Origin of the sequence: Rhodococcus sp. KRD162 (genome assembly GCF_017168335.1) — a bacterium.
Classification (GTDB): Bacteria; Actinomycetota; Actinomycetes; order Mycobacteriales; family Mycobacteriaceae; genus Rhodococcoides.
This window is the reverse complement of sequence record NZ_JABFAU010000013.1, coordinates 340,583-361,688: the sequence shown is the minus strand read 5'-3', so window position 1 is coordinate 361,688 and position 21,106 is coordinate 340,583. Positions and strand designations below refer to the sequence as shown.

21 protein-coding genes are annotated in these 21,106 nt (G+C 64.7%); 9 read left to right on the top strand and 12 right to left on the bottom strand.

Features of this window, described 5'->3' with window-relative positions; genetic code table 11:
• The first annotated feature begins 194 nt into the window (after positions 1-194).
• Complete coding sequence (locus tag J1M87_RS18815; RefSeq protein WP_206491088.1) at positions 195-1,439, top strand: EAL domain-containing protein; 1,245 nt, start codon at positions 195-197, stop codon at positions 1,437-1,439.
• A 52-nt stretch (positions 1,440-1,491) separates the two neighbouring features.
• Here J1M87_RS18815 and lpdA read toward each other — a convergent pair whose 3' ends face one another.
• From lpdA to J1M87_RS18795, 4 genes are read right to left on the bottom strand one after another with little or no spacing between them, the layout of a single operon-like run.
• Positions 1,492-2,859, bottom strand: a complete 1,368-nt coding sequence (gene lpdA / locus J1M87_RS18810; protein ID WP_206491087.1) for a dihydrolipoyl dehydrogenase — start codon at positions 2,857-2,859, stop codon at positions 1,492-1,494.
• Positions 2,856-4,130: a dihydrolipoamide acetyltransferase family protein gene (locus J1M87_RS18805; protein ID WP_206491085.1), complete on the bottom strand. Its 1,275-nt coding sequence runs from the start codon at positions 4,128-4,130 to the stop codon at positions 2,856-2,858. The genes lpdA and J1M87_RS18805 overlap by 4 nt, the downstream gene beginning before the upstream one ends.
• Positions 4,127-5,131: an alpha-ketoacid dehydrogenase subunit beta gene (locus J1M87_RS18800; protein WP_206491084.1), complete on the bottom strand. Its 1,005-nt coding sequence runs from the start codon at positions 5,129-5,131 to the stop codon at positions 4,127-4,129. Before J1M87_RS18800 ends, J1M87_RS18805 begins: the two co-directional genes overlap by 4 nt.
• Entirely contained in the window at positions 5,128-6,243 is a 1,116-nt protein-coding gene (locus tag J1M87_RS18795) for a thiamine pyrophosphate-dependent dehydrogenase E1 component subunit alpha (RefSeq protein ID WP_206491082.1), read from the bottom strand. The genes J1M87_RS18800 and J1M87_RS18795 overlap by 4 nt, the downstream gene beginning before the upstream one ends.
• Positions 6,244-6,402: 159 nt before the next feature.
• On the opposite strand from J1M87_RS18795, the gene J1M87_RS18790 reads away from it, so the two are divergent.
• The gene (locus J1M87_RS18790; RefSeq protein ID WP_206491080.1) at positions 6,403-6,867 is read left to right on the top strand and encodes an Lrp/AsnC family transcriptional regulator; all 465 of its coding nucleotides are present in this window, start codon (positions 6,403-6,405) and stop codon (positions 6,865-6,867) included.
• Between the two features lie 5 nt (positions 6,868-6,872).
• Here the strand turns inward: J1M87_RS18790 and hppD are convergent, their stop codons facing one another.
• Entirely contained in the window at positions 6,873-8,078 is a 1,206-nt protein-coding gene (hppD, locus tag J1M87_RS18785; RefSeq protein WP_206491078.1) for a 4-hydroxyphenylpyruvate dioxygenase, read from the bottom strand.
• 164 nt (positions 8,079-8,242) lie between these two features.
• On the opposite strand from hppD, the gene J1M87_RS18780 reads away from it, so the two are divergent.
• Positions 8,243-8,755 carry an Lrp/AsnC family transcriptional regulator gene (locus J1M87_RS18780; protein ID WP_206491076.1) on the top strand — a complete coding sequence of 171 codons (513 nt, stop codon included), beginning with the start codon at positions 8,243-8,245 and terminating at the stop codon, positions 8,753-8,755.
• Here J1M87_RS18780 and fahA read toward each other — a convergent pair.
• From fahA to J1M87_RS18765, 3 genes are read right to left on the bottom strand one after another with little or no spacing between them, the layout of a single operon-like run.
• Complete coding sequence (fahA, locus tag J1M87_RS18775; protein ID WP_206491075.1) at positions 8,734-9,927, bottom strand: fumarylacetoacetase; 1,194 nt, start codon at positions 9,925-9,927, stop codon at positions 8,734-8,736. The two genes, J1M87_RS18780 and fahA, sit on opposite strands and share 22 nt — an antisense overlap.
• Before the next feature lie 19 nt (positions 9,928-9,946).
• Positions 9,947-10,786 carry a hypothetical protein gene (locus tag J1M87_RS18770; protein WP_307830860.1) on the bottom strand — a complete coding sequence of 280 codons (840 nt, stop codon included), beginning with the start codon at positions 10,784-10,786 and terminating at the stop codon, positions 9,947-9,949.
• The gene (locus tag J1M87_RS18765) at positions 10,732-11,925 is read right to left on the bottom strand and encodes a homogentisate 1,2-dioxygenase (protein ID WP_206491074.1); all 1,194 of its coding nucleotides are present in this window, start codon (positions 11,923-11,925) and stop codon (positions 10,732-10,734) included. Before J1M87_RS18765 ends, J1M87_RS18770 begins: the two co-directional genes overlap by 55 nt.
• Before the next feature lie 144 nt (positions 11,926-12,069).
• Between J1M87_RS18765 and J1M87_RS18760 the strand changes: the two genes are divergently transcribed.
• From J1M87_RS18760 to J1M87_RS18740, 5 genes are all read left to right on the top strand, one after another.
• Positions 12,070-12,279: a hypothetical protein gene (locus J1M87_RS18760; RefSeq protein ID WP_206491073.1), complete on the top strand. Its 210-nt coding sequence runs from the start codon at positions 12,070-12,072 to the stop codon at positions 12,277-12,279.
• Positions 12,280-12,569: 290 nt separating this feature from the next.
• The gene (locus J1M87_RS18755; protein ID WP_206491072.1) at positions 12,570-13,451 is read left to right on the top strand and encodes a dioxygenase; all 882 of its coding nucleotides are present in this window, start codon (positions 12,570-12,572) and stop codon (positions 13,449-13,451) included.
• Positions 13,452-13,708: 257 nt separating this feature from the next.
• Positions 13,709-15,076, top strand: coding sequence for a lipase family protein (locus J1M87_RS18750; RefSeq protein WP_206491424.1), 1,368 nt, complete (start codon positions 13,709-13,711; stop codon positions 15,074-15,076).
• Between the two features lie 54 nt (positions 15,077-15,130).
• On the top strand, positions 15,131-15,772 hold the full coding sequence (locus J1M87_RS18745) for a TetR/AcrR family transcriptional regulator (RefSeq protein WP_206491071.1): 642 nt from the start codon (positions 15,131-15,133) through the stop codon (positions 15,770-15,772).
• A gap of 31 nt (positions 15,773-15,803) precedes the next feature.
• Positions 15,804-16,922: a CaiB/BaiF CoA-transferase family protein gene (locus tag J1M87_RS18740; protein WP_206491069.1), complete on the top strand. Its 1,119-nt coding sequence runs from the start codon at positions 15,804-15,806 to the stop codon at positions 16,920-16,922.
• Here J1M87_RS18740 and J1M87_RS18735 read toward each other — a convergent pair.
• Both J1M87_RS18735 and J1M87_RS18730 read right to left on the bottom strand, forming a co-directional pair.
• The gene (locus tag J1M87_RS18735) at positions 16,919-17,650 is read right to left on the bottom strand and encodes an SIMPL domain-containing protein (protein WP_307830858.1); all 732 of its coding nucleotides are present in this window, start codon (positions 17,648-17,650) and stop codon (positions 16,919-16,921) included. The genes J1M87_RS18740 and J1M87_RS18735 overlap by 4 nt on opposite strands.
• Positions 17,651-17,688: 38 nt before the next feature.
• Positions 17,689-18,243, bottom strand: coding sequence for a YceI family protein (locus J1M87_RS18730; RefSeq protein WP_206491065.1), 555 nt, complete (start codon positions 18,241-18,243; stop codon positions 17,689-17,691).
• Between the two features lie 65 nt (positions 18,244-18,308).
• Here J1M87_RS18730 and J1M87_RS18725 point away from each other — a divergent pair, with 65 nt between their 5' ends.
• The gene (locus tag J1M87_RS18725) at positions 18,309-19,970 is read left to right on the top strand and encodes a dihydroxyacetone kinase family protein (RefSeq protein WP_206491063.1); all 1,662 of its coding nucleotides are present in this window, start codon (positions 18,309-18,311) and stop codon (positions 19,968-19,970) included.
• Here the strand turns inward: J1M87_RS18725 and J1M87_RS18720 are convergent.
• Complete coding sequence (locus J1M87_RS18720; RefSeq protein WP_206491061.1) at positions 19,954-20,439, bottom strand: GAF domain-containing protein; 486 nt, start codon at positions 20,437-20,439, stop codon at positions 19,954-19,956. The two genes, J1M87_RS18725 and J1M87_RS18720, sit on opposite strands and share 17 nt — an antisense overlap.
• Positions 20,400-21,104, bottom strand: a complete 705-nt coding sequence (locus tag J1M87_RS18715) for a DUF998 domain-containing protein (protein ID WP_206491059.1) — start codon at positions 21,102-21,104, stop codon at positions 20,400-20,402. The genes J1M87_RS18720 and J1M87_RS18715 overlap by 40 nt, the downstream gene beginning before the upstream one ends.
• Positions 21,105-21,106: the final 2 nt, after the last annotated feature.

The following is a 21,106-nucleotide window of genomic DNA, read 5'->3' as shown; positions in this document are numbered from 1 at the left end:
ACGGCCGCGCCGGGGAACGAACGAGGCCGATCAGGGGCTCGACCAACAGTGGGGCAGGGCGTGATCCGTGCCCTCCGGCGGCCGGGCTGTATCGGAACTATGCATGCGCAGGCGGATCTGCTGTGGCACAGTCCGCGTATGACGGGAAGCCTCGGCGCGTGTGCAGCCTCGGAGAGGAGAACGTGGGGTGACAGTTGAGTGGCGACAGCGGCTTCGATGAGCGTTTCAGCTCGCTGACCTCAGTTTTTCAACCCATCGTCGACCTGAGGTCCGGGCTGGTCGTTGCACACGAGGCTCTCACCAGGTGGCCTGCTTTTCCGGATACCTCGCCCGAGCGGATCTTCGAGATCGCTCGTGACCTGGGTGTGGCCGAGGAACTCGATCGCGCGTGCATAGCGGCGGCGACGACAGCGGCGACGCAGGTCTCTCCCTCCGACCAGCCGCCGCGGACGTTGTTCGTCAACGTCGAGGCCGAAGCAATGTCGTCCGAGCACTCGTCGACTTCGACCCGACGCCTCGGCGAACTGCTTCGCGCAGGTGGCCCCCGCATTCGGCCTGTCGCAGAATTTGCCGAACGCTCATTGCTCACCGACCCCGCACGATTGCTGCGATCGGCCGATCAACTGCGACGCAGCGGCATCATCATCGCTCTCGACGACGTCGGTGCCGACCCCGATTCGATGGTGGTGCTGCCCCTACTCTCGCCCGAGGTGATCAAACTCGACAGATCGTTGCTCGACGACGATCTATCCGGCGACAGACTCACAACCCTGCTCGCCGTGCTCGCGTACGCGAGCCGGTTCGACGTCGCGCTCATCGCCGAGGGTATCGAAACCGAAAGGCAGAAAGACAAAGCGATCGCATGGGGTGCCGCGTACGGACAGGGGTTTCACCTCGGTCGGCCCGCCCCGCTCGATGCCTCCCCGACGGCGTTCTTTCCCGTGCAACCGCGCCCGCCCGTACAGACATCGCTGGCCGATATTCTCGACGAACGCGCTACCGACGCGACGTCGATCTCGCTGCTCGCGGAACTGTCCGAGCACCTGCTCGACTTCGCGCTGACCACCACCGAAACCCTGACGATCGTCATCGCATTCCGAGACCCCCACTTGTGCCCAGCCGAGATGGCGCGAACGTTGCAGCAGCTCGCGGGCAAACATCCGTACGTCAAAGCACTGGACGCGCCTCGCGAACTGTTCACTGCCACCGACGGGGTGCGTCACGCTGAACTGGTTCAACCGTCCGAGCGAATCGGTGCCATCGCTGTCATCGGCCAGCGGTTCTACTGTGCGCTGGTGGCACGTCCGCTCGACACCGAGGACACCACGTCACCGTTGAGACAGTGGATGTACTACTTCACTGTCGATCCAGCCGAAGTTTGCGATGCCGCACACACATTGATCGTGCACAGTAGGAGCCCCAACCGTCCGCCTCCCTGATCGGCGGCGACGAAACATGTTCGGGCAGCTTTCCGCTGTGTTCGAGCAGCTTTCAGCTGTGGGCGTGCAAGGGTCGTCCCGACAGCGCCATCATTGCTTCACCGAGTGCCTCGTTCTGGGTGGGGTGGGCGTGCACGAAGCCGGCGACCTCGGACGGTAGAGCTTCCCAGGCCACCGCGAGTTGGGCTTCGCCGATCAATTCGCCCACGCGGTCGCCGACGAGGTGAACCCCGACGACAGGACCGTCGTCGCGTGCACGAATCACTTTGACACCACCCGCGGTGGCCAGAATGCGGCTCTTGCCGTTGCCGCCGAGGTCGTAGACCACCGACGTCACCCTGCCGAACTTCTCCTCTGCGGCCTTCTCGGTGAGTCCCACCGAGGCCACCTCGGGGTGCGAATAGGTCACGCGCGGAACGAGATCGCCGTCGATGCGCACGGGCGCGAGTCCGGCGATGTGCTCGGCGACGAACATGCCGTGCTGGAAACCGCGATGAGCCAACTGATATCCGGCCACGATATCGCCGACGGCATAGACGCCGTCGGCGGTGGTGAGCAGATTGTCGTCCACGGTGATGAAGCCCCGTTCGGTGGCGATGCCCTGCTCGGCCAGACCGAGACCGTCGGTGCGAGGTCCACGACCGACGGCTACCAGCACGACATCGGCTGAGAGGGTGTCGCCGGATGACAGTGCCACCGAGACGTCCTCGGCAGATTCGGTGACGGTCTCGACCTTGGTGCCGGTACGAATGTCGATGCCGCGCTTGCGTAGTGCCTTGGTGAGCTGCTTCGAAGACCATTCGTCCTCACCCGGCACGATGCGATCGAGGGCCTCGACCACCGTGACCTCGGCGCCGAAAGAGGACCAGATACTGGCGAATTCGATGCCGATGACCCCGCCGCCCAGCACGACGACCGACTCCGGAACTCGGTCCAGCGACAGTGCGCTGTCACTGGTGAGCACACGGGGTCCCAGTTCGATACCCGCGATGGTGCGTGAATACGACCCGGTGGCGAGAACCAGCGAGCCACCGGTGATGCGTCGACCGTCGACCTCGACGGTGCGAGGGCCGACGACCTGACCACTGCCGGAAACGATCTCGATGCCAGGCCGCTTCAACAGCCCTTGCAGTCCAGAGTAGAGGCCGGCGACCACGCTGCCTTTATAGTCGAGCACCGCGGGCATATCCACACCGGTCAACGAAGCGGTGACGCCGACATGCGCCGCACCGCGCACCGCGTCGGCAACCTCGGCGGTGTGCAGCAGCGCCTTGGTGGGGATACATCCGCGATGCAGGCACGTTCCGCCGAGCTTGTCCTCCTCGATCAGGGCGACGGACAGGCCGAGCTGTTCGGCACGCAGTGCACACGAGTAGCCACCTGATCCGCCGCCGAGGACGAGGACGTCGACATCACTCATCGGACGGATCCCAATGCCACGACCGGGTTCTCGACGAAGTCCGCGACAGTGCGGAGGAAACCGCCTGCCACTCCGCCGTCGCAGACGCGGTGATCGAAGGCCAAGGACAACTGCGCCACCTTGCGCACGGCCACTTCGCCGTCGACCACCCACGGGCGGTCGATGATGCGTCCGATGCCCAGGATCGCGGCCTCGGGATGGTTGATGATCGCGGCCGAGCCGTCGACCCCGAACACGCCGTAGTTGTTGAGGGTGAACGTTCCGCCGCTCAGCCTGGCTGCGGGCAGGGAGCCGGTTCGGGCGAGTTCGGTCAACTCGCCCAGCCGCTCGGCGAGTTCCTTCAGATCAGCCTTGTCGGCTTGCGGGACAACGGGAACCATCAGTCCGCGATCGGTCTGCGCTGCAATGCCGAGTCCGACGTTCTCGTAGCGCAGGATCTCGCCGGCTGCGGTGTCGACCGTGCTGTTGAGCTCCGGGAACTTCGCCAACGCGATCATGGTGAGCTTTGCCAGCACCGCCAACAGCGTCACCTTGACTCCCTCGATGGAGGCATCGAGATCGCGTCGGGCCTGCAGCAGAGCCGTCGCGTCGACGTCCACCCAGACGGTCGCCTCGGGGATCTCCGAGCGACTGCGAGAAAGCTTGTCTGCGATCGCCTTACGAACACCGGTGATCGGGATTCGGGTAACGCCATCGGTCGTGGGAACGCCGTTGGCGAGTGCCCGCTCCACATCCGCGCGAGTGATGACTCCGTGACTTCCCGCGGTAGCGATACTGCCCAGATCGAGCCCACCCTGCAACGCCATGTTTCGAACGATGGGGGAGAGCACCTTCGGCGCTGAGACCTGCTGCGCAGTGGTGCGGTTAAGTGCCCCCTGGGGCGCTTTTTCACTCCACTGCGGCGGAGCCGCACTCCGCTTCCGGCGTCCGGTGGGACCGTGTCCGGTGCCGTAGCCGATGAGCACGTTCCCGGAGCCGGCGCGTTCTTCCTCGCGGTATTGCTCGTGGGCAGCGGGAACGTCGGCGAGGGCACCGCCGGTGATGCTGATCAGCGGCGCACCCACGGCCAGTGACGTGCCCTCGGCGGCGTGCAGTTCGCCGACTACGCCCTCGAATGGGCAGGGCACCTCGACGGACGCTTTCGCGGTCTCGACTTCGACGACGACCTGATCGATGGTGACGGTGTCGCCGGGCTCGACCTTCCACTCCACGATCTCGGCCTCGGTCAGTCCTTCACCGAGGTCAGGGAGCATGAATACCTGCATGCTCACGCCGTGACCGCCTTGCTCAGATCGGGTGCGTCGTTCCACTGCAGTCGGTCCATCGCGTCGAGAATCCGGTCGGCGGAGGGCAGGTGGAAGTGCTCGAGTTTCGGTGCGGGGTAGGGGATGTCGAGTCCGGTCACCCGCAGTACCGGGGCGTGCAGGTGGTGGAAGCAACGTTCGGACACGCGTGATGCGATCTCGGCGGCGACGCCGGCGAAGCCCTGCGCCTCTTGGACCACGATGCAGCGCCCCGTCTTACGGACCGAGGCCGCGACGGTCTCGTCGTCGAACGGGTTCAGCGATCGCAGATCGATCACCTCGACGCTGCGGCCGTCCTCGGCCGCGAATTCTGCGGCCTGCATGGCCACCGACACGGTGGGTCCGTAGGCGAGAAGCGTGACCTCGGAACCGGTTCGGCGCACGACGGCGGTGCCGATCGGCTCGGTCTTGGTCAGCTCGATGTCTTCCTTGGAGAAGTACAGCCGCTTCGGTTCGAGGAAGATCACCGGGTCCGGATCCGCGATCGCGTCGCGCATCATCGAGTACGCGTCGGCGACGGTGGCCGGGGAGACGATCTTCAGCCCCGGAGTGTGGGCGTAGTAGGCCTCGGAGGAATCGCAGTGGTGCTCGACGCCGCCGATGCCGCCGGCGAACGGAATACGAATGACCATCGGTGCGGTGAGCGATCCGCGAGTTCTGTTGCGCAGCTTGGCCACATGCGACACGATCTGCTCGAAAGCCGGGTAGGCGAAGGCGTCGAACTGCATCTCGACCACGGGCTTGTAGCCCGACATCGCCATCCCGATCGCGAATCCGATGATGCCCGACTCGGCGAGCGGGGTGTCGAAGCAGCGATCGTCGCCGAAATCGCGAGTGAGGCCGTCGGTGACACGGAAGACGCCGCCGAGCGTGCCGACGTCCTCGCCGAACACGACTACCTTCTCGTCCTCGGTCAACGCGTCGCGCAGGGCGGCGTTGAGTGCTCCGGCCATGGTCATCGTGGTCATGACAGTTCTCCTGCAGCGATCTCGGCGGCGACCTGATTGCGTTGTTCGATCAGGCCGGGTGTGGGGGAGGAGTAGACGAACCGGAACAGATCTTCATGGTCGACGTCCTGCTCGACGTTCATTCCGGTGCGCAGCGTCGCAGCATCGGCGTCGGCGGAGGCGATCATCTGCTCGCGGAGTTCGTCGGTGAGCACTCCCTGGGCTTCGAGATAGGTATCGAGGCGGGAGAGGGGATCGCGGGCCAGCCAGCCCTGGACCTCGTCGGCTTTGCGGTAGCGAGTGGCGTCGTCTGCGTTGGTGTGGGCGTCGATGCGGTAGGTGTGTGCCTCGACGACCACCGGTCCCTTGCCTGCGCGGACGTATTTCACTGCCTCGTCCATCACGGCCATCATTGCGATCGGGTCGTTGCCGTCGACCTGCTCGCTCCCGATGCCGTAGCCGACCCCCTTGTGCGACAGCGATGGTGCAGCGCTCTGACGAGTCAGGGGCACGCTGATCGCGAAGCCGTTGTTCTGGACCAGGAAGATGACCGGTGCGCGGAACACTGCGGCGAAGTTCAGGGCCTCGTGGAAGTCGCCCTCACTGGTGGCTCCGTCTCCGCAGAATGCGAGCGCGATGGTGTCTCGACCCTGCTTGGCCTCGGCGTACGCGAATCCCGTTGCGTGCAGCAATTGTGTTGCCAGAGGAGTGCATTGGGGTGCCACCTTGTAGGCGGTCGGGTCGTACCCACAGTGCCAGTAGCCGGCGAGCATGCCGAGCAACTCCACCTGGTCGACGCCTCGCGCGGACAGCGCCATCGAGTCGCGGTACGTGGGGAACATCCAGTCCTGTTCGCCCAAGCACAGCGCTGCGGCGATCTGGCAGGCCTCCTGGCCGCGTGAGGACGGGTAGACGGCGAGCCGACCCTGTTTGGTCAATGCCGTTGCCTGTTGGTCGAATCGGCGGCCGTGGACCATCGATCGGTACATCTCGAGCAGGCGATCGTTCGACGGGTGCGCGTAGCGGGCGGCGCTGTCGACGCCGGTCCCGTCGGGTGCGAGATATTGCACGGGACTCTCGGCAGGCATGAATTGTCGGTAGGACGTTGCCGGGACCTTCTCGACGGTCGTCATGGGGGCACTCTCCTGAGTTCGGCTTGTACGGCGATTCTGGCCGATTCGGTGAGGAAGTGGTCCGTTGGTCGTAGAATTGCAGACATATGGCTGTCGATCTCCGTGTCGTAGCGGAATTTGTCCGATCGATGCAGGTAACTACCGGGTTGGAGCGGACGAATGGACGACCCCTCGCGACGGGTGCACTTGGACGACACGGATCGCCGTATCCTCGCCGAGCTCACCGCGGACGGTCGGGTATCGATGCGGGTGCTGGCGGAGCGGCTGAATCTCTCACGTGCCCATACCTATACGCGGGTCGATCGACTGAAGGATGCTGGTGTGATCGAGCGATTCACCGTGCAGGTCGACCATGCGGCATCCGGACTCGGTACCTCGGCTTTCATCGCGTTGTCCATCCGCCAGGATTCCTGGCGGACCGTCTCCGAGGGTCTGCGAGCGATGGAATTCGTCGACCATTTCAGTTTGCTGGGCGGCGATTTCGACGTGCTGGTGCTCATTCGGACCCCCGACAACGAGAGTTTGCGGCTAGTGGTGCTGGAGGGCTTGCAGTCGATCGACGGAGTCCGGGCGACGCGCACGTGGCTGATCTTCGACGAGGACCGAGGTGGTCTTGTTCGGTAGCCCGGTCAGAAGTTGCCGCGCGCGTCCTGCTCGCGCTCGATGGCCTCGAACAGTGCCTTGAAGTTGCCGATGCCGAAGCCGAGCGAGCCGTGCCGTTCGATCAGCTCGAAGAACACCGTCGGGCGATCGACCAGAGGCTTGGTGAAGATCTGCAGTAGATAACCGTCCTCGTCCCGGTCGACGAGAATTCCACGCTTCTGCAGCTCGTCGATCGGAACCCGAACGTTGCCGATGCGGGCCCGCAGTTCCGGGGCCTCGTAATACGAGTCGGGGGTGGCCAGAAATTCGACGCCCGCTGCGCGCAGGGCATCGACCGAGGACACGATGTCGTTGGTGGCCAGCGCCAGATGCTGTGCGCCCGGCCCGCGGTAGAAGTCGAGGTACTCGTCGATCTGCGAGCGCTTCTTGGCGACGGCCGGTTCGTTCAGTGGAAACTTCACCCGGTGGTTGCCGTTGGAGACGACCTTGCTCATCAACGCCGAGTAATCGGTGGCGATATCGGCCCCGACGAACTCGGCCATGTTCGTAAATCCCATGACGCGGTGATAAAAGTCCACCCACTCGTCCATCTTGCCCAGCTCGACGTTGCCGACCACGTGATCGAGGGCCTGGAAGATGCGCTTGGGAGCGCCTTCCTGCCGTCGCAGGGTCGAGGTCCGCGGCACGTAGCCGGGCAGGTACGCGCCGGTGTATCCGGATCGGTCGACCAGAGTGTGGCGGGTGTCGCCGTAGGTGGCGATGGTCGCCGTCCGTACCGTGCCGTGCTCGTCGGTACTGTCGGTGGGTTCGCGCAGAACGCGCGCGCCTTGCGTCCGCGCATGTTCGATGCATCGGTCCACGTCGGGGACGGCGAGCGATATGTCGATGACGCCGTCGCCGTGGCGCGTGTGGTGGGCCACCAGATCACTGTCGGGGTCCACGGCTCCCTTGATGACGAAACGCACTGCGCCCGATTCGAGTACGTATGAGTGGTGGTCGCGTTGGCCGGTCGTCGGGCCCGAGTAGGCAACGAGTTCCATACCGAATGCGGACTGGAAGAAGTGCGTGGTCTGTGTCGCGTTGCCGACCGCCCAGACGATGGCGTCCCAACCGCTGACTGGAAACGGGTCGCGCGTGTCGTCGTATTCGATGAGACCGACGAGCTGACGCAATTGCTCGGCGTCGAGATCGGCCGAACGCTCGGCGTCGTGGAGGATGTTGTCTCCGCTCATGAGGTCTCCTGCGGGGATCCGGGTGTGGGCGAACTGGTCCGCTGAGCCCAACATCGAGGCGACGGGCTGTCAATTGACGCCGTATCTACTAGCCCGGGTGTACAGATCGCGCAGGTACTGACGGGTTTTGCTCTACGATCGGTAGAGAAAATGAGAGGGGCACGATGGAATTCACTCTCGACCAATTGGACCGAGCGATGCTCGCCGCGCTGCACGAGAATTCGAGAATCGGGGTGCTCGAGCTGTCGCGAACGCTGGGTGTTGCGCGTGCGACGGTGACTGCTCGGCTACAACGACTGGAGGGCAGCGGGGTCATCAGGGGCTACCGTCCTCGAATCGGTTTGGCTGCAGCCGGTTACGGGGTCCAGGCGTTCGTCACATTGGAAATTGCCCAGGGAGCGCTCGGTGACGTCGTTGCCGTCCTGGAGCAGATACCCGGGGTGCTGGAGGCGTTCGCGACGACCGGGGCCGGAGATGTGCTGTGTCGGGTCGCCGCGGCTTCTCATGACGATCTTCAGCGAACGCTGATCGTCCTCAACCAATCTCATACGGTCGCACGATCGACCAGTGTGGTGGTGCTCTCGGAATTGGTCGAGTTTCGAGCGATGCCGTTGCTCGATACCGCCGAGTCCGAAGGAACGCCCAAGGCACCGGCCTATCGACGAACGCGCGAGTAGCTTTCTCGGGCCTGCTCGATTCGGCCGCGCACCTCGCCGAAGCCGATGCGAGAGCCATGAGGTCCCGGCGCACTCGCGGCGATGACCACATCGTCGCCGTCCTCGAGGAAAGTTCGGGTCTGCGCGCCGAGCCGCACGGGTTCCGATCCGCCCCAGGTCAATTCGATGAACGCGCCGCGCTGATCCTTGGCGGGTCCCGAGATGGTCCCCGAGGCGAACAGATCACCCGTTCGCGATGACGCGCCGTTGACGGTCTCGTGGGCCAGCATCTGGGCGGGCGACCAGTACATCGCACGGTAGGGCGGACGGGATACGACATGACCGTTCCAAGACACTGTCAGGTCGATATCGAGTGCCCAGGAACGAGACTCGCGCAGGTACTCGAGCGGCTCGGGGTCTTGCACCGGCGTCGACACCCGCGCGTGCTCCAACGCCAGCAAAGGCACCACCCAGGGCGAGATGGACGTCGCGAAACTCTTACCGAGGTTCGGCCCGAGTGGCACGTACTCCCAGGCCTGGATGTCGCGAGCCGACCAGTCGTTGACGATGACGGCACCGAACACGTGCTCGGAGAACTGATCCGGCGAAATCGGACCATCAGACGGAACACCGACGACGAAGCCCATCTCGGCTTCGATGTCCAGTCGTCGACTCGGCCCGAACGTGGGCGACGGCTCGTCGGGAGCCTTACGTTGACCGTGAGGCCGGGTAATGTCGGTGCCGGAGACGACAACCGTGCCTGCCCGTCCGTGATACGCGACGGGCAGGTGCTTCCAATTCGGTAGAAGCGGTTCGGCATCGGGCCGGAAGAGTCGGCCAATATTGGACGCGTGGTGCTCGGAGGCGTAGAAGTCCACGTAGTCGGCCACCTCGAACGGCAGGTGCATCGTGACGTCGGAGACGGACACGATTGCTTCCGCGGGGGTCTGGCCACCGATGAGCATGTCGGTGATCGATTCGCGGACCTCGACCCAGCGGCTTCGTCCTCGGGCCATGAACGTATTGAGGCTCGGAGAAGAAAATTCTGGATCGCCCAGCGCTACGGAAAGATCGATCACGGTCTCGCCGTAGCGGACTCCGACGCGAGGAGCCGTTCCCGGCGTGCTGAAGATGCCGTACGGGAGGTTGTCGATTCCGAACTGCGAGTCGGCGGGAAGGTCGATGTGCGTCACGAACGGCGCTCCTTGTAGGTCACAGGGGCGGGACGAGTCCGAGGCGGACGAGATCGTCCAGGGGTCGGCGGATGCTGCAGGCACCGAAGGAGGCCAATGCCCGCTGGCCCTCGATCCCGGCGACGAGCTCGGCGAGGGTATCGGCGTCTCGGATCGCCAGTATCTTCTCGAGCTCGCCGACGCGAGCGCCGCTGTGTGCGGCCTGCGCCGCGAGCACCACGTTGAGGAAGCCATGTTGCTCGAACCCGTTGTGCGGATCGGTGTTACGGGCAGCCTGGTTCAGGCCGGCGGTGGCTTTGAAGTGGACCTCGCGCTGCGCCGCCTCGTAGATGGACGCGGCGAGTTCCTGTTCGCTCGGATACAGGTCTGCGGCGACGCCGCCGGTGCTGAACGCGGCGCGATACCCGAACTCGTCGACGGCGTCGAAGATCGCGTCCCGTCTGGAGTCCCGGGGAATTTCGACGTAGATGTCGATGTCCGCAGTGATGGTGCGCAGGGCGTCGATGTTCGTGCCTTCGGGCACTGCCACGTCGACGGCAACAACGGTCACCCCGGGGGTCCGATCGGCGACCCGCAGGCCTGCCGCCACGCTGCCCGGGCCCGCAGGTGCGGTCAACGCCACGTTCATTCGAGTACCGAGGACGAGCTCGCTCACCCGGTTCATCGGAACGACCAACGGGCCGACGAGGTCTGCGAAAGCGCTGGCCCGGTACTCGAGATGTTGTGCCGCAGCAACATCGAGTGGCGCATTGCCGGGAGGGAAGACAGCGGCGTCGTCGAACAGGCGATGGTAGAACGGCGGGATCATCGAGTCGGCCCCCGGCCGGCCCAGGTCCACGCGTACCCGGTGTCCTCGCACGCGAGCGCTCCTTCGCCGAGTTCGAGCGGTCGGAACGTATCGACCATGACAGCCAATTCATCGAAGAACTCGGCACCGATGCTGCGTTCGTAAGCACCGGGTTGCGGGCCGTGAGCGTGACCACCGGGATGCACCGAAATCGACCCCTGGCCGATCCCGGAACCCTTGCGGGCCTCGTAGTCACCGCCTACGTAGAACATGATCTCGTCGGAGTCGACGTTGGAGTGGTAGTACGGCACCGGAATTGCCAGCGGGTGGTAGTCGACCTTGCGCGGAACGAAATTGCAGATCACGAAATTGGCCCCTTCGAACGCCTGGTGTGCGGGCGGTGGTTGATGCACCCGGCCGGTGATCGGTTCGTAGTCGGAGATGTTGAACGTGTACGGGTATAGGCAGCCGTCCCACCCCACCACGTCGAACGGGTGCTGCGGGTAGACGTATCGGGTTCCGACGATGCCCGTCGAACCACGATGTTTGACAAGCACTTCCACGTCGGTTCCCTCGCCGAGCAGAGGCTCGGTGGGGCCGTGCAGATCGCGTTCGCAGTACGGTGCGTTCTCGAGCAACTGGCCGTACTTGGACAGAAACCGCGTCGGTGGCGTGATGTGACTGTTGGCCTCGATGGCATAGGCACGCAGGGCGGTGTCGGGAATCCAGCGGTGCGTCGTGGCGCGTGGAATGAGAACGTAGTCACCCTGCCGTGCCTGTAGTGCGCCGAACACTGTTTCGACGGTGGCAGAACCGGATTCGATGTAGACCAACTCGTCGCCGATCGAATTGCGATACAGCGGCGAGGTTTTCGCTGCGACCACGTAGGACAGTCTGACGTCGGCGTTGCCGAGAACGAGGCGTCGGCCGGTGACGACATCGGTGTCCGCCACCGCGGATTCGGGAAACAGCTCGTGCAACTTCAGGTGCCGCGGCACGAGCGGATGGTTGGGCGTTGTCGATTGATCGGGGAGTTCCCAGACCGTGGCATCGACGATGGCCGACGGTATCTGGCGGTGGTACAGCAGAGACGAGTCCGAAGAGAATCCCTCTTCGCCCATCAGCTCCTCGAAATAGAGGTTGCCGTCGGGAGTTCGGTGCTGGGTGTGTCGCTTCGGCGGAACCGATCCGAGCTGCCGGTAGTAGGCCACGCATCCTCCCGTTCGCTGCTGTTCGACTCGTCGGGGTCCGGGCGAGCATCAGGGCAACTCTAGTCACGAGTCCTTCGATCGGTACCTGGATCGAAGTCCACACCGCACGGCTCGGTCCATCCCGGCGTGGTCCATGATGGACCCATGAGCTCGAAGAACCTGTTCGGTGGCCGACGGACCCTGCTGATCGTCGCAGCGGTGGTCATCGTGATCGCACTCGTCGCTGCCGCCGCGACGCTGATCGTTCGCGCCGTCCTCGGGCCACCTGAGGGCGAGAACAAGTTCGAGATTCAGGGGTATTCGACTGTTCAGCTCGAGCCCCAGGTCAGCGACCTCGCGCTCGCCACCGGCTAGTCGACTCCGCGGCGCACGCGGTTCGTGCGTCTGCTGACGGTGTCGGCCGCTGCGCGCGAAGGTGCGGAGCGTGGCGGCGGATACCTCGTGTTCGGGTACCTGCTCGAAACGGCCTGATGGCACTGACGTGAGTGTCCACAATTCGCTCCTACAAACGGGAAAAGGCTTTTCGGCACGAATAGTGGACGCTGAGGTCACCGGCGATCGAGGTCTACCTGCGAGGTGGCGTTGTCATGAATTGACTGGAGTGCTAAGTTGAAGATTCAACTTAAGCGCTCGAAGGACCCGCCATGACATCCGTGATCAACCGGCCCAGAGCGGGCGCAGCGTTCGACGCGTTTCTCGCCGACCTCGCACCCGCGAGTCGATCGCAGCAGGTGTGGACCCCGAGTTATGGGCCGATGCCCGCGCTGTACATCAGTCATGGCGCACCACCGGTCTTCGACGACGCACTCTGGATGAACGAACTCTTCACGTGGTCGCAGTCGATGCCCAAGCCCACGGCGATCCTCATCGTCAGTGCGCACTGGGAGCAGGCCCCGCTGAGCTTGTCGGCATCGGCGGCCGCGACCCCGCTGGTCTACGACTTCGGCGGTTTCGCCCAGCGCTACTTCTCGATGGAATACCGGACGCCCGACGCAGAGGCGCTGGCCACGCGGGTTGCCGCGGCACTACCGGCGTCGGAGAGCCTGCACCGACACGCCAAGCGCGGCCTCGATCACGGAGCCTGGGTTCCCCTGAAGGTGATGTACCCGTATGCCGACGTCCCCGTACTCCAGTTGAGCCTGCCGACGCATGCTCCCGACCGGCTGATGGCCATTGGTGCAGCGCTCAAAGAGTTGCGCGCGGAGGGCGTGTTGGTCATCGGTTCGGGGTTCATGACTCATGGACTGCGGTTCCTCTCGCGGGAGAACTTCGACACCAACACCGTGCCGACGTGGTCGGAGGACTTCGATCTGTGGGCCGCCGACGCACTGTCCCGCGGTGATGTCGCGAGTCTGTCGGATTTCCGCAATCTCGCACCGGGAATGCCGTACGCCCACCCGACTGTCGAACACTTCACGCCGCTGTTCGTCACCCTCGGTGCCGCCGAGAACCCGGAGGCACCGGTGACCGCTGCCATCTCTGGCTTTCGATTCGGTTTGGCGAAGCGGTCTTTCGCAGTAGCCTGACCTCTCAGGGGAGGCGGGAGCGATCCGAGGGAACGTGGGATCGGTTCACTTCTGGATTCTTTTCGATTGGGGATTGTTATCCACGCCACTTCGCTCTACAGTTCTGAGCACCATCTCGGACATCGGTGTCCAAGATGGGCGGATGCGCTCTACCAACCGTCGCCGGGCGCGCGTCCAGTGGATTCCGTCGTCCGGCGCGAAGGAGTACACCCGTGTCTTCTGCCCGATCTTGGACGCTGCGTACAGCGATCAGCGTGATGACCGCCGCAGCGGCTTTCGCCGTCATGACGACGCCCGCTGCTGCTGCACCCGATTCGCCCGAGGTGGAAATCCAGCCACCTCTTGCTCCGTTCACGTGGCCGAAAATTCCGGAGTTCGACACCGATTTCTACCTTCCGCCCGACGACGTGGTGGCCGCGGCCGCGCCGGGCCAGATCATTGCCGCACGGCCCGTAGAGCTGGCCACCCTCAACGTCATCCCCACTCAGGTCGATGCCTGGCAGCTGTCGTTCCGGTCCAACAACGGCCGCGATGAGCCGATTGCTGCGGTGACCACGGTCATCAAGCCCCGTGGCGTGGCCACGGGTCCGCGGCCGCTGCTCTCGATCCAGTTGGCCGAGGATTCGCTTGCGGCATACTGTGCGCCCTCGTACGCCATGCGAGCGGGAGCCATTCCCTGGCCGGTGACCGGCGCGGTGACCTCGGGGGCACAATTTCTCGAAGTGCAGGCAGCGCTGGCGCAGGGGTGGGCGGTGTCGGTGCCCGATCATCAGGGTCCGAACAACTCGTTCGCCGCAGGCCCGGTGGCCGGTCGGATCACACTCGACGGCATCCGAGCGGCCGAGAACTTCGCTCCGATGCAGCTCGCTGGGGAGGCCACCCGGGTCGGTATGAGCGGCTACTCCGGCGGCGCGATCGCCACCGGGCATGCAGCCGAACTGGCTGAAAGCTACGCCCCTGAGCTCGATATCGTCGGCGTCACCGAGGGCGGCACGCCAGCCGAACTGGGGGCACTGGTCGACAACGCCAACAACGCCCTCGGCTCGGGAATCGTCGCGGCAGGGATCATCGGTGCAAGTCGCGAGGATCCCGAGTTGGCCGAGTTCATCGACGCACATATCGATCCGCTCGGCCGGGCATTGTTCGCGGCCAAGGACAATCTCTGTGTCGGGTACAGCTCGGCGCTGCTCCCGTTCGTCAACCTGAAGGGCTTTCTCCATACCGAGGGCGACCCGATCCAGCAACCAGTGGTGAAGAAGGCTCTATCTGCGATGCAGCTCGGCGGCACCACTCCGAACATGCCGCTCTACGTCTACCATTCCAACCCGGATTGGTTGGTGCCGATCGGACCGGTCAACGCGATGGTCGACTCGTATTGCAGCCGACCAGGTGCCGATGTCACCTACACCCGTGACCATTTCAGTGAACACATCACCCTCGAGCTGATCGCCTTCCCGAGCGCGGTGTTGTGGATGCGCGACCGCTTCGCCGGCGTCCCGGTCGAACCGGGTTGCCGAACCAACGACGTCGGCTCGATGGCACTCGACACGCGTGCACACCCGCTCTTCGTCGACGCCGTCGGCGAGATAGTCGCCGGACTGTTCGGCAAGCCGATCGGGGCGTGACCGACGCGAGAGGCGTCAGGGCGGCGGACGGTTCGTCGGCGGTAGACTCCGCCGGTGACCGACGCCGATGACCAAGGCCGCATCTACGCCGGACAATCGTCGGCCGCGCGCAAAGCCGATCGGCGCGCACGGTTCCTCCAGGCCGGGATCGAGGTCATCGGAGTACGCGGCTACGCAGGCACGTCGGTGGCGGATATCTGCACCGCGGCCGGTCTCGCGCGTAGTCAGTTCTACAGCGAGTTCGCCAACCGTGAGGCACTGCTCGTCGACGTGTACGACCTGATTCAGGACGACGCGCTGGCTGCAGTCGTCGCGGCCCTCGACGGTCACGTCGATCGAGATCGCCGCTCGCTCGTCGCCGCCGCCATGACAGCCTTGGTCGGATCGATAGGTGGTGACCCGCGGCGCGCGCGGATTTCGTATCTGGAGATGCTGGGTGTCAGCGACGCCGTGGAACAGCACCGCACGCGCCGCCGTGCGCAGTGGGTGGAGTTCTTCGAGGCCACCCTGCGTGCGGAAATCGGGCTCGACTTCGTTCCCCCTGGCGGATACCGTTTGGCCGCAACGGCATTCCTCGGGGCACTCACCGAGATCGTCTCCGACTGGTCCCGCACGGCTCCGCCTCGCCCACCGATCGAGCTCATCGTCGAGACGATGGTCGCCGTCCTGGGAGCGTTCGTTCCCGACCTGAACTGAACCGCGGCCTGTCGACCAATACAGTGGACCGATGACAGCTGCCACCGGTCCACTGGAAGGACTCGTCGTCGCGGATTTCTCTCGCGTACTCGCAGGCCCGTACGCGACGATGATGCTCGGCGACATGGGTGCCGAGGTGATCAAGATCGAGCGTCCCGGACGAGGCGACGACACTCGGTCGTGGGCACCGCCGTACGACTCGGGCGGCACCGCAACATATTTCAACTCCGTCAATCGGAACAAGACCTCGAGGTTCATCGACCTGCAGTCGGACAGCGGTGCAGCTGAGGCCCGCGAGATCATTGCCGGCGCAGACATTCTCATCGAGAACTTCCGGGCCGGTGCCATGGACCGATTGGGATTGGGCTATTCGACTCTGACGCAGCAGAATCCCGGTCTGATCTATTGCTCGATCACCGGTTTCGGTACCGGTGGGGGCGCGGCACTTCCCGGCTACGATCTGGTGGTCCAGGCGGTCGGCGGTCTGATGAGTGTCACCGGCCCCGACGCCTCCACCCCGACCAAAGTGGGTGTGGCGATGGTCGACATCGTTACCGGTCTCCACGCGCTGAGCGGAATCCTTGCGGCACTGCATCATCGCTCCAGAACCGGTGTGGGGCAACAGGTACACACCTCACTGATGGCCTCGGTGCTGTCCGCCTTGAGCAACCAGTCGGCGGCCTTCCTGGGGGCGGGCGTGGTGCCGGCTCCCATGGGCAACAAGCATCCCTCGCTCGTGCCGTACGAGGTGTTCGAAACTGCCGACCGCCCGTTGGCACTGGCGGTGGGAAACGACCGGCAGTTTCGGGCGTTGGTCGAGGTGCTCGACGAGCCGAACCTGGCCGAGGACGAGCGCTTTTCTTCCAACTCCGCTCGCGTCGAACATCGAGATCAGCTGGTCGACATTCTGACCTCGGCATTGCGCAGACGCACCGCGGACGAATGGTACCGAGCGCTGATGGACCGGAACGTTCCCGCCGGGCCGGTCAACTCCGTCGAAGAGGCCTTCGCGTTCGCGGAGTCACTCGGACTCGGGCCACGGGTCGACGTGCCGGGATCAGCCGCAGACGGCGTCCGAAACCCGGTGGATTTCTCGGCCACCCCGGTGAACTACCGCATGCCGCCTCCCCGGCTCGAGGGCCGACACTAGTTCAACGCCCATCGCACCGACACCGACACCGACACGGTCTGCTGCCCCGGTTCGATGGGCACCGCCATACTCGCCGCACCCGCAGAATCACGGAAGGACGTCGGCTGCTCCTGCCCGGTGATCGACTCGGTGATCGACACGACGTCGCCGAGTTCGCCACCCGCGAGGCCGGCATACTGCTCGGCGCGATCTCTGGCATCGGCGAACGCCCTGGAACGAGCATCGGCGATCAACTCGGAGTCGTCGTCGATCCTGAACGACACCCCGGAGATACGGGTCGCATTTCCGCCCGCCGAGGTGGCATCCCCCAGCACCGCGGACGCCTTCGACAGGTCTCGAACCGTGACCTGCAGGGTATTGGTGGCCTGATATCCGGAGATCGTCGAGTCACCGCCCGGGAGCGCACCCGAGTACTGCGGATCGATCGAGACCTGCTGGGTCTGGATATCCGCGCGGTCGACGCCCGCTGCGACCACCGCGTCCGTGACGCTTGTAGCGGCCGCGTTCGCTTCTTCGATGGCGGCAGTGACATCCTCGGCCGTGACCTGGACACCGATCCGCGCCGTCAGGGTATCGGGCGCACCCTGGACTTCTCCCACGCCGTTGACGTTCACTCCGACAGATCCATCAGTGGACGTGGTTGCCGGACTGCTGCAGCCCGCGATCAACACCACCGCCAGCACCAGGGCCGATGTGTACGATCCGAGCTTCCATCGATTTCGACTCACCGCCGTAGTGTCCACCATGGCAGGAAAATTGGAAAGGCTCAGGGCCGCACTCGATATTCGGCATCGAATGTCACGATCACCTCGTCCGCCACCTTCATGGCCCCGAACATCTGCGAGTACGGAGTGATCTCGTACTCCGATTGACGCACAGCAGTTTCGGACCGGATGTGCCACCGATCGCCGAGATCGGCGACGGTGACTTCCACGGCGATCTGCCTCGAAACCCCGTGAATCTCCACTGTGCCTGCCAGCCGAAACCCGGAGTCCACGGCAGTGATCTCCTCCGAACGAAACTGAATTCTCGGATAGCGTTCTGCGTCGAAGCTTTTGAGCGCGTTGGCTTTCGCCACGACCTTCTCGGGGCCGAGCAGGGGCGTCAGTCCGCCCTCGCCGTGCACCACATCGAGCGAGGCCACCTCGGCGGTCAACGCGACCGTGGTCGGTGCGCCCCCGGACCACTCGACGGTGGCAGTCCAGGAGGTCACCGCAATCGTGAGCCGATGCCCCATTCTGGATGCCTTTCCCACGACATCGGTCCGAACGGCCAGCTGTCCGCCGTCCGCTGCGTCGAGCGTCCAGGATTCGGTACTCATATCCCGACTGTATCGGTCAGGCAGAACCGACGGAGGAACGCGCAGCAGGGCATTACTGTGGAGGCATGTTCTCCAATTCCCCTCGAACATTCGTCGCCGACGCACTGCGCGGCTTCGTCGCTGCCACCGACGACATCGCCTGGCATGCCGACCCAGGGTTCCTCACTCGCCGCTATCGCATCTCCGACGGTCAGGTCGCCCTGCTGTCCGGCGGCGGATCGGGTCACGAGCCGATGCACGCGGGCTTCATCGGGAGCGGCATGCTCACCGGAGCATGCCCCGGTCTGGTGTTCACCTCGCCCAATGCGCTTCAGGTGCACGAGGCATCCAAGGCGGTGGACTCCGGCGGCGGCGTGGTGCACATCGTGAAGAACTACACCGGCGACGTGATGAACTTCCGAATCGCCCGAGAATTGTTGGAGGAGGACGGCATTGTCGCCGATGTGATTCTCGTCGATGACGACGTCGCGAGCGAGAGCGAGGACGGCCCGGGTCGACGCGGAACAGCGGCCACCATCGTCGTCGAAAAGGTCTGTGGCGCAGCAGCAGAACGGGGCGACGATCTGAAAGCAGTGGTAGCGCTCGGGCGTCGAACCGCGGAGAACGCGCGCAGCATGGCCGTCGCGCTTAACCCGCCGACCCTGCCGGGTGCGGACGGTCCGTCGTTCGAATTGCCCTCGGACGAAATCGAACTGGGTATCGGGATCCATGGCGAGCGCGGTACCGACCGTGTGGCCGAGCTGCCTGCCCAGGAGATCGTCGCGAAGCTCGCCGAGCCCATCGTCGACTCGCTCGGGTTGAGCTCGGGTGAGTCGGTGATCGCCGTCGTCAACGGACTCGGCGCAACTCATCCGCTCGAGCTGCACCTGCTGTTCGGTGAGTTGTCGGAATATCTCTCGGGCAAAGGGATCGAGATCACCCGGTCGCTCGTCGGCAGTTTCGTCACCGCGCTGAACATGGGCGGAGCCTCGATCACGCTCGTGCGCGCAGACGAGGAGATGCTCGAACTCTGGGATGCGCCCACCGATGCGCCCGGTTGGCCCAATGCATCGAGCCGCGGAGCGAAGCCGGTAGGCGAGCGGGGAGGCTTCGGGCCGACGTACACCCCGGCCGATACCGGCGACAGATCGGCCTTCGTCTCGGAGTGGATCGGGACCTGGGCGCAGCGGGTACTCGACGAAGAACCTGCCCTGACCGAACTGGACCGGAAGGCAGGCGACGGCGACTTCGGAACCAACATGGTGGCCGCGCTCGGCCAGCTCGATCTGGATTCGTTGAAAGAAAGCTATTCGGCAGCAACGGTATTCGAGGCGGTCAGTGAGGCATACCTCGGCCACTCGGGCGGCACGTCCGGGGCCCTGTTCGGCATCTGGTTCCGTCAGTTCTACCGTGCATTCCTCGACGCCGAACCCGATACCGCGGCCATCACTGCAGCAGCGCGCGCCGGAATGGACAGCATCACCGAACTCGGCGGTGCTCGCGTCGGCGACAAGACGATGGTCGACGCCATCGCCCCGGCCGTCGATGCGCTCGAAAAGGACGGCGGCACCCTGCAGTCAGCAGCAGATGCGGCGAAGACCGGAGCCGAATCGACGAAGGACATCACCGCCAACCGTGGCCGAGCCAGCTACGTCGGTGAGGCCGCGCGAGGCGTCGTGGACCCGGGGGCTTTGGTGATGGCCTGGTTCTTCGAGTCCGCAGCAGGTGCGGCTAGCCGAGCGAGTTGACGAAGACCGCGGCGATCGCTTCGAGGCCGGCCTGATCCTCGGCGTCGAAGCGATCCGTCACGGGGCTGTCGAGGTCGAACACCCCGATCAACCTCTCGCCCTGGTACAGCGGTACGACCACCTCGGAGCGGGTGTTGGCATCGCAGGCGATGTGGCCGGGGAAGTCGTGCACATCGGCGACGCGTTGGGTCTCACCGGTGGTGGCGGCCGCGCCGCAGACCCCTGCGCTCAGGGCGATGCGGACGCACGCAGGCTGCCCCTGAAACGGCCCGACCACGAGCTCGGTGTCGTCGTACAGGTAGAAGCCGACCCAATTGACCTCGGGCAGAGCGTGATACACCAACGCGGACAGATTGGCGGCGTTGGCGACGAGATCGGACTCCTCGAACACCAGGCCGCGGGCCTGCTCGGTGAGCTGGCGGTACTGCTCTACCTTGGATCCGGTGAGTTCGGTCGCGGTGAAGGCCATGCCCCGAGTCTAAGCGCACATCCCAGCACCACCAGGTACGCCGACATCCCGCCCACCTGAACGCGTTGAGCGATGCCGAGGCTGTACTCGCCGGGGAGATTGTCCGCGATCATCAGCCACGCCGTCGCCAGCGTTGTCACCACCAGGACAGCGATGCCGAGGGTGTGAAGCAGAGGATAGATCCGGTACCGGAACGCGGCCAGCGTGAACGCGATCATGACGGTGAAGATGGCGAACACCGCGATGGTGCTGGTGAGGGCATGAAGGTGATGCAATTGAGGAAACAGCCCGCTCGGCTCGATCGGGCAGCTCGGATCATCGGCCGCGACGCAGTCGATGGGGAGTTTCGCGTCGGCGATGGTGGAGGCACCGAAGATGCCCGACGCCACCCAGCCGGTGACGAGAAGCCGTCGACGCGGGGTGGAGAGAAAGCCGAGGACCGCGGCGACAATCATCAGTGAACCCGTCACGACGTCCGCGGTGGAGAACAGTTCGCGGTACGGCTGATCGCGGGCGTCGAGTTCGCTGAGGAACGATCGGGTCGGGTCGAGCCCGGTATCGAGGAAGAATTCGGCCACCCACGCGGAGTACAGCAGTCCGGCGAGGATCACAGACACCGCCGTCAGTACTCGGCGGACATCCACACCGTCGGTTTTCGCGCGCACCG

Excerpts from the sequence above, each read along its gene's own strand:
- lpdA (WP_206491087.1), bottom strand. The coding sequence starts at position 2,859 with ATGAGTGATGTCGACGTCCTCGTCCTCGGCGGCGGATCAGGTGGCTAC.
- J1M87_RS18800 (WP_206491084.1), bottom strand. The coding sequence starts at position 5,131 with ATGACCACGATGACCATGGCCGGAGCACTCAACGCCGCCCTGCGCGAC.
- J1M87_RS18795 (WP_206491082.1), bottom strand. The coding sequence starts at position 6,243 with ATGACGACCGTCGAGAAGGTCCCGGCAACGTCCTACCGACAATTCATG.
- J1M87_RS18790 (WP_206491080.1), top strand. The coding sequence starts at position 6,403 with ATGGACGACCCCTCGCGACGGGTGCACTTGGACGACACGGATCGCCGT.
- hppD (WP_206491078.1), bottom strand. The coding sequence starts at position 8,078 with ATGAGCGGAGACAACATCCTCCACGACGCCGAGCGTTCGGCCGATCTC.
- J1M87_RS18780 (WP_206491076.1), top strand. The coding sequence starts at position 8,243 with ATGGAATTCACTCTCGACCAATTGGACCGAGCGATGCTCGCCGCGCTG.
- J1M87_RS18760 (WP_206491073.1), top strand. The coding sequence starts at position 12,070 with ATGAGCTCGAAGAACCTGTTCGGTGGCCGACGGACCCTGCTGATCGTC.
- J1M87_RS18755 (WP_206491072.1), top strand. The coding sequence starts at position 12,570 with ATGACATCCGTGATCAACCGGCCCAGAGCGGGCGCAGCGTTCGACGCG.
- J1M87_RS18750 (WP_206491424.1), top strand. The coding sequence starts at position 13,709 with ATGACCGCCGCAGCGGCTTTCGCCGTCATGACGACGCCCGCTGCTGCT.
- J1M87_RS18740 (WP_206491069.1), top strand. The coding sequence starts at position 15,804 with ATGACAGCTGCCACCGGTCCACTGGAAGGACTCGTCGTCGCGGATTTC.
- J1M87_RS18730 (WP_206491065.1), bottom strand. The coding sequence starts at position 18,243 with ATGAGTACCGAATCCTGGACGCTCGACGCAGCGGACGGCGGACAGCTG.
- J1M87_RS18725 (WP_206491063.1), top strand. The coding sequence starts at position 18,309 with ATGTTCTCCAATTCCCCTCGAACATTCGTCGCCGACGCACTGCGCGGC.
- J1M87_RS18720 (WP_206491061.1), bottom strand. The coding sequence starts at position 20,439 with ATGGCCTTCACCGCGACCGAACTCACCGGATCCAAGGTAGAGCAGTAC.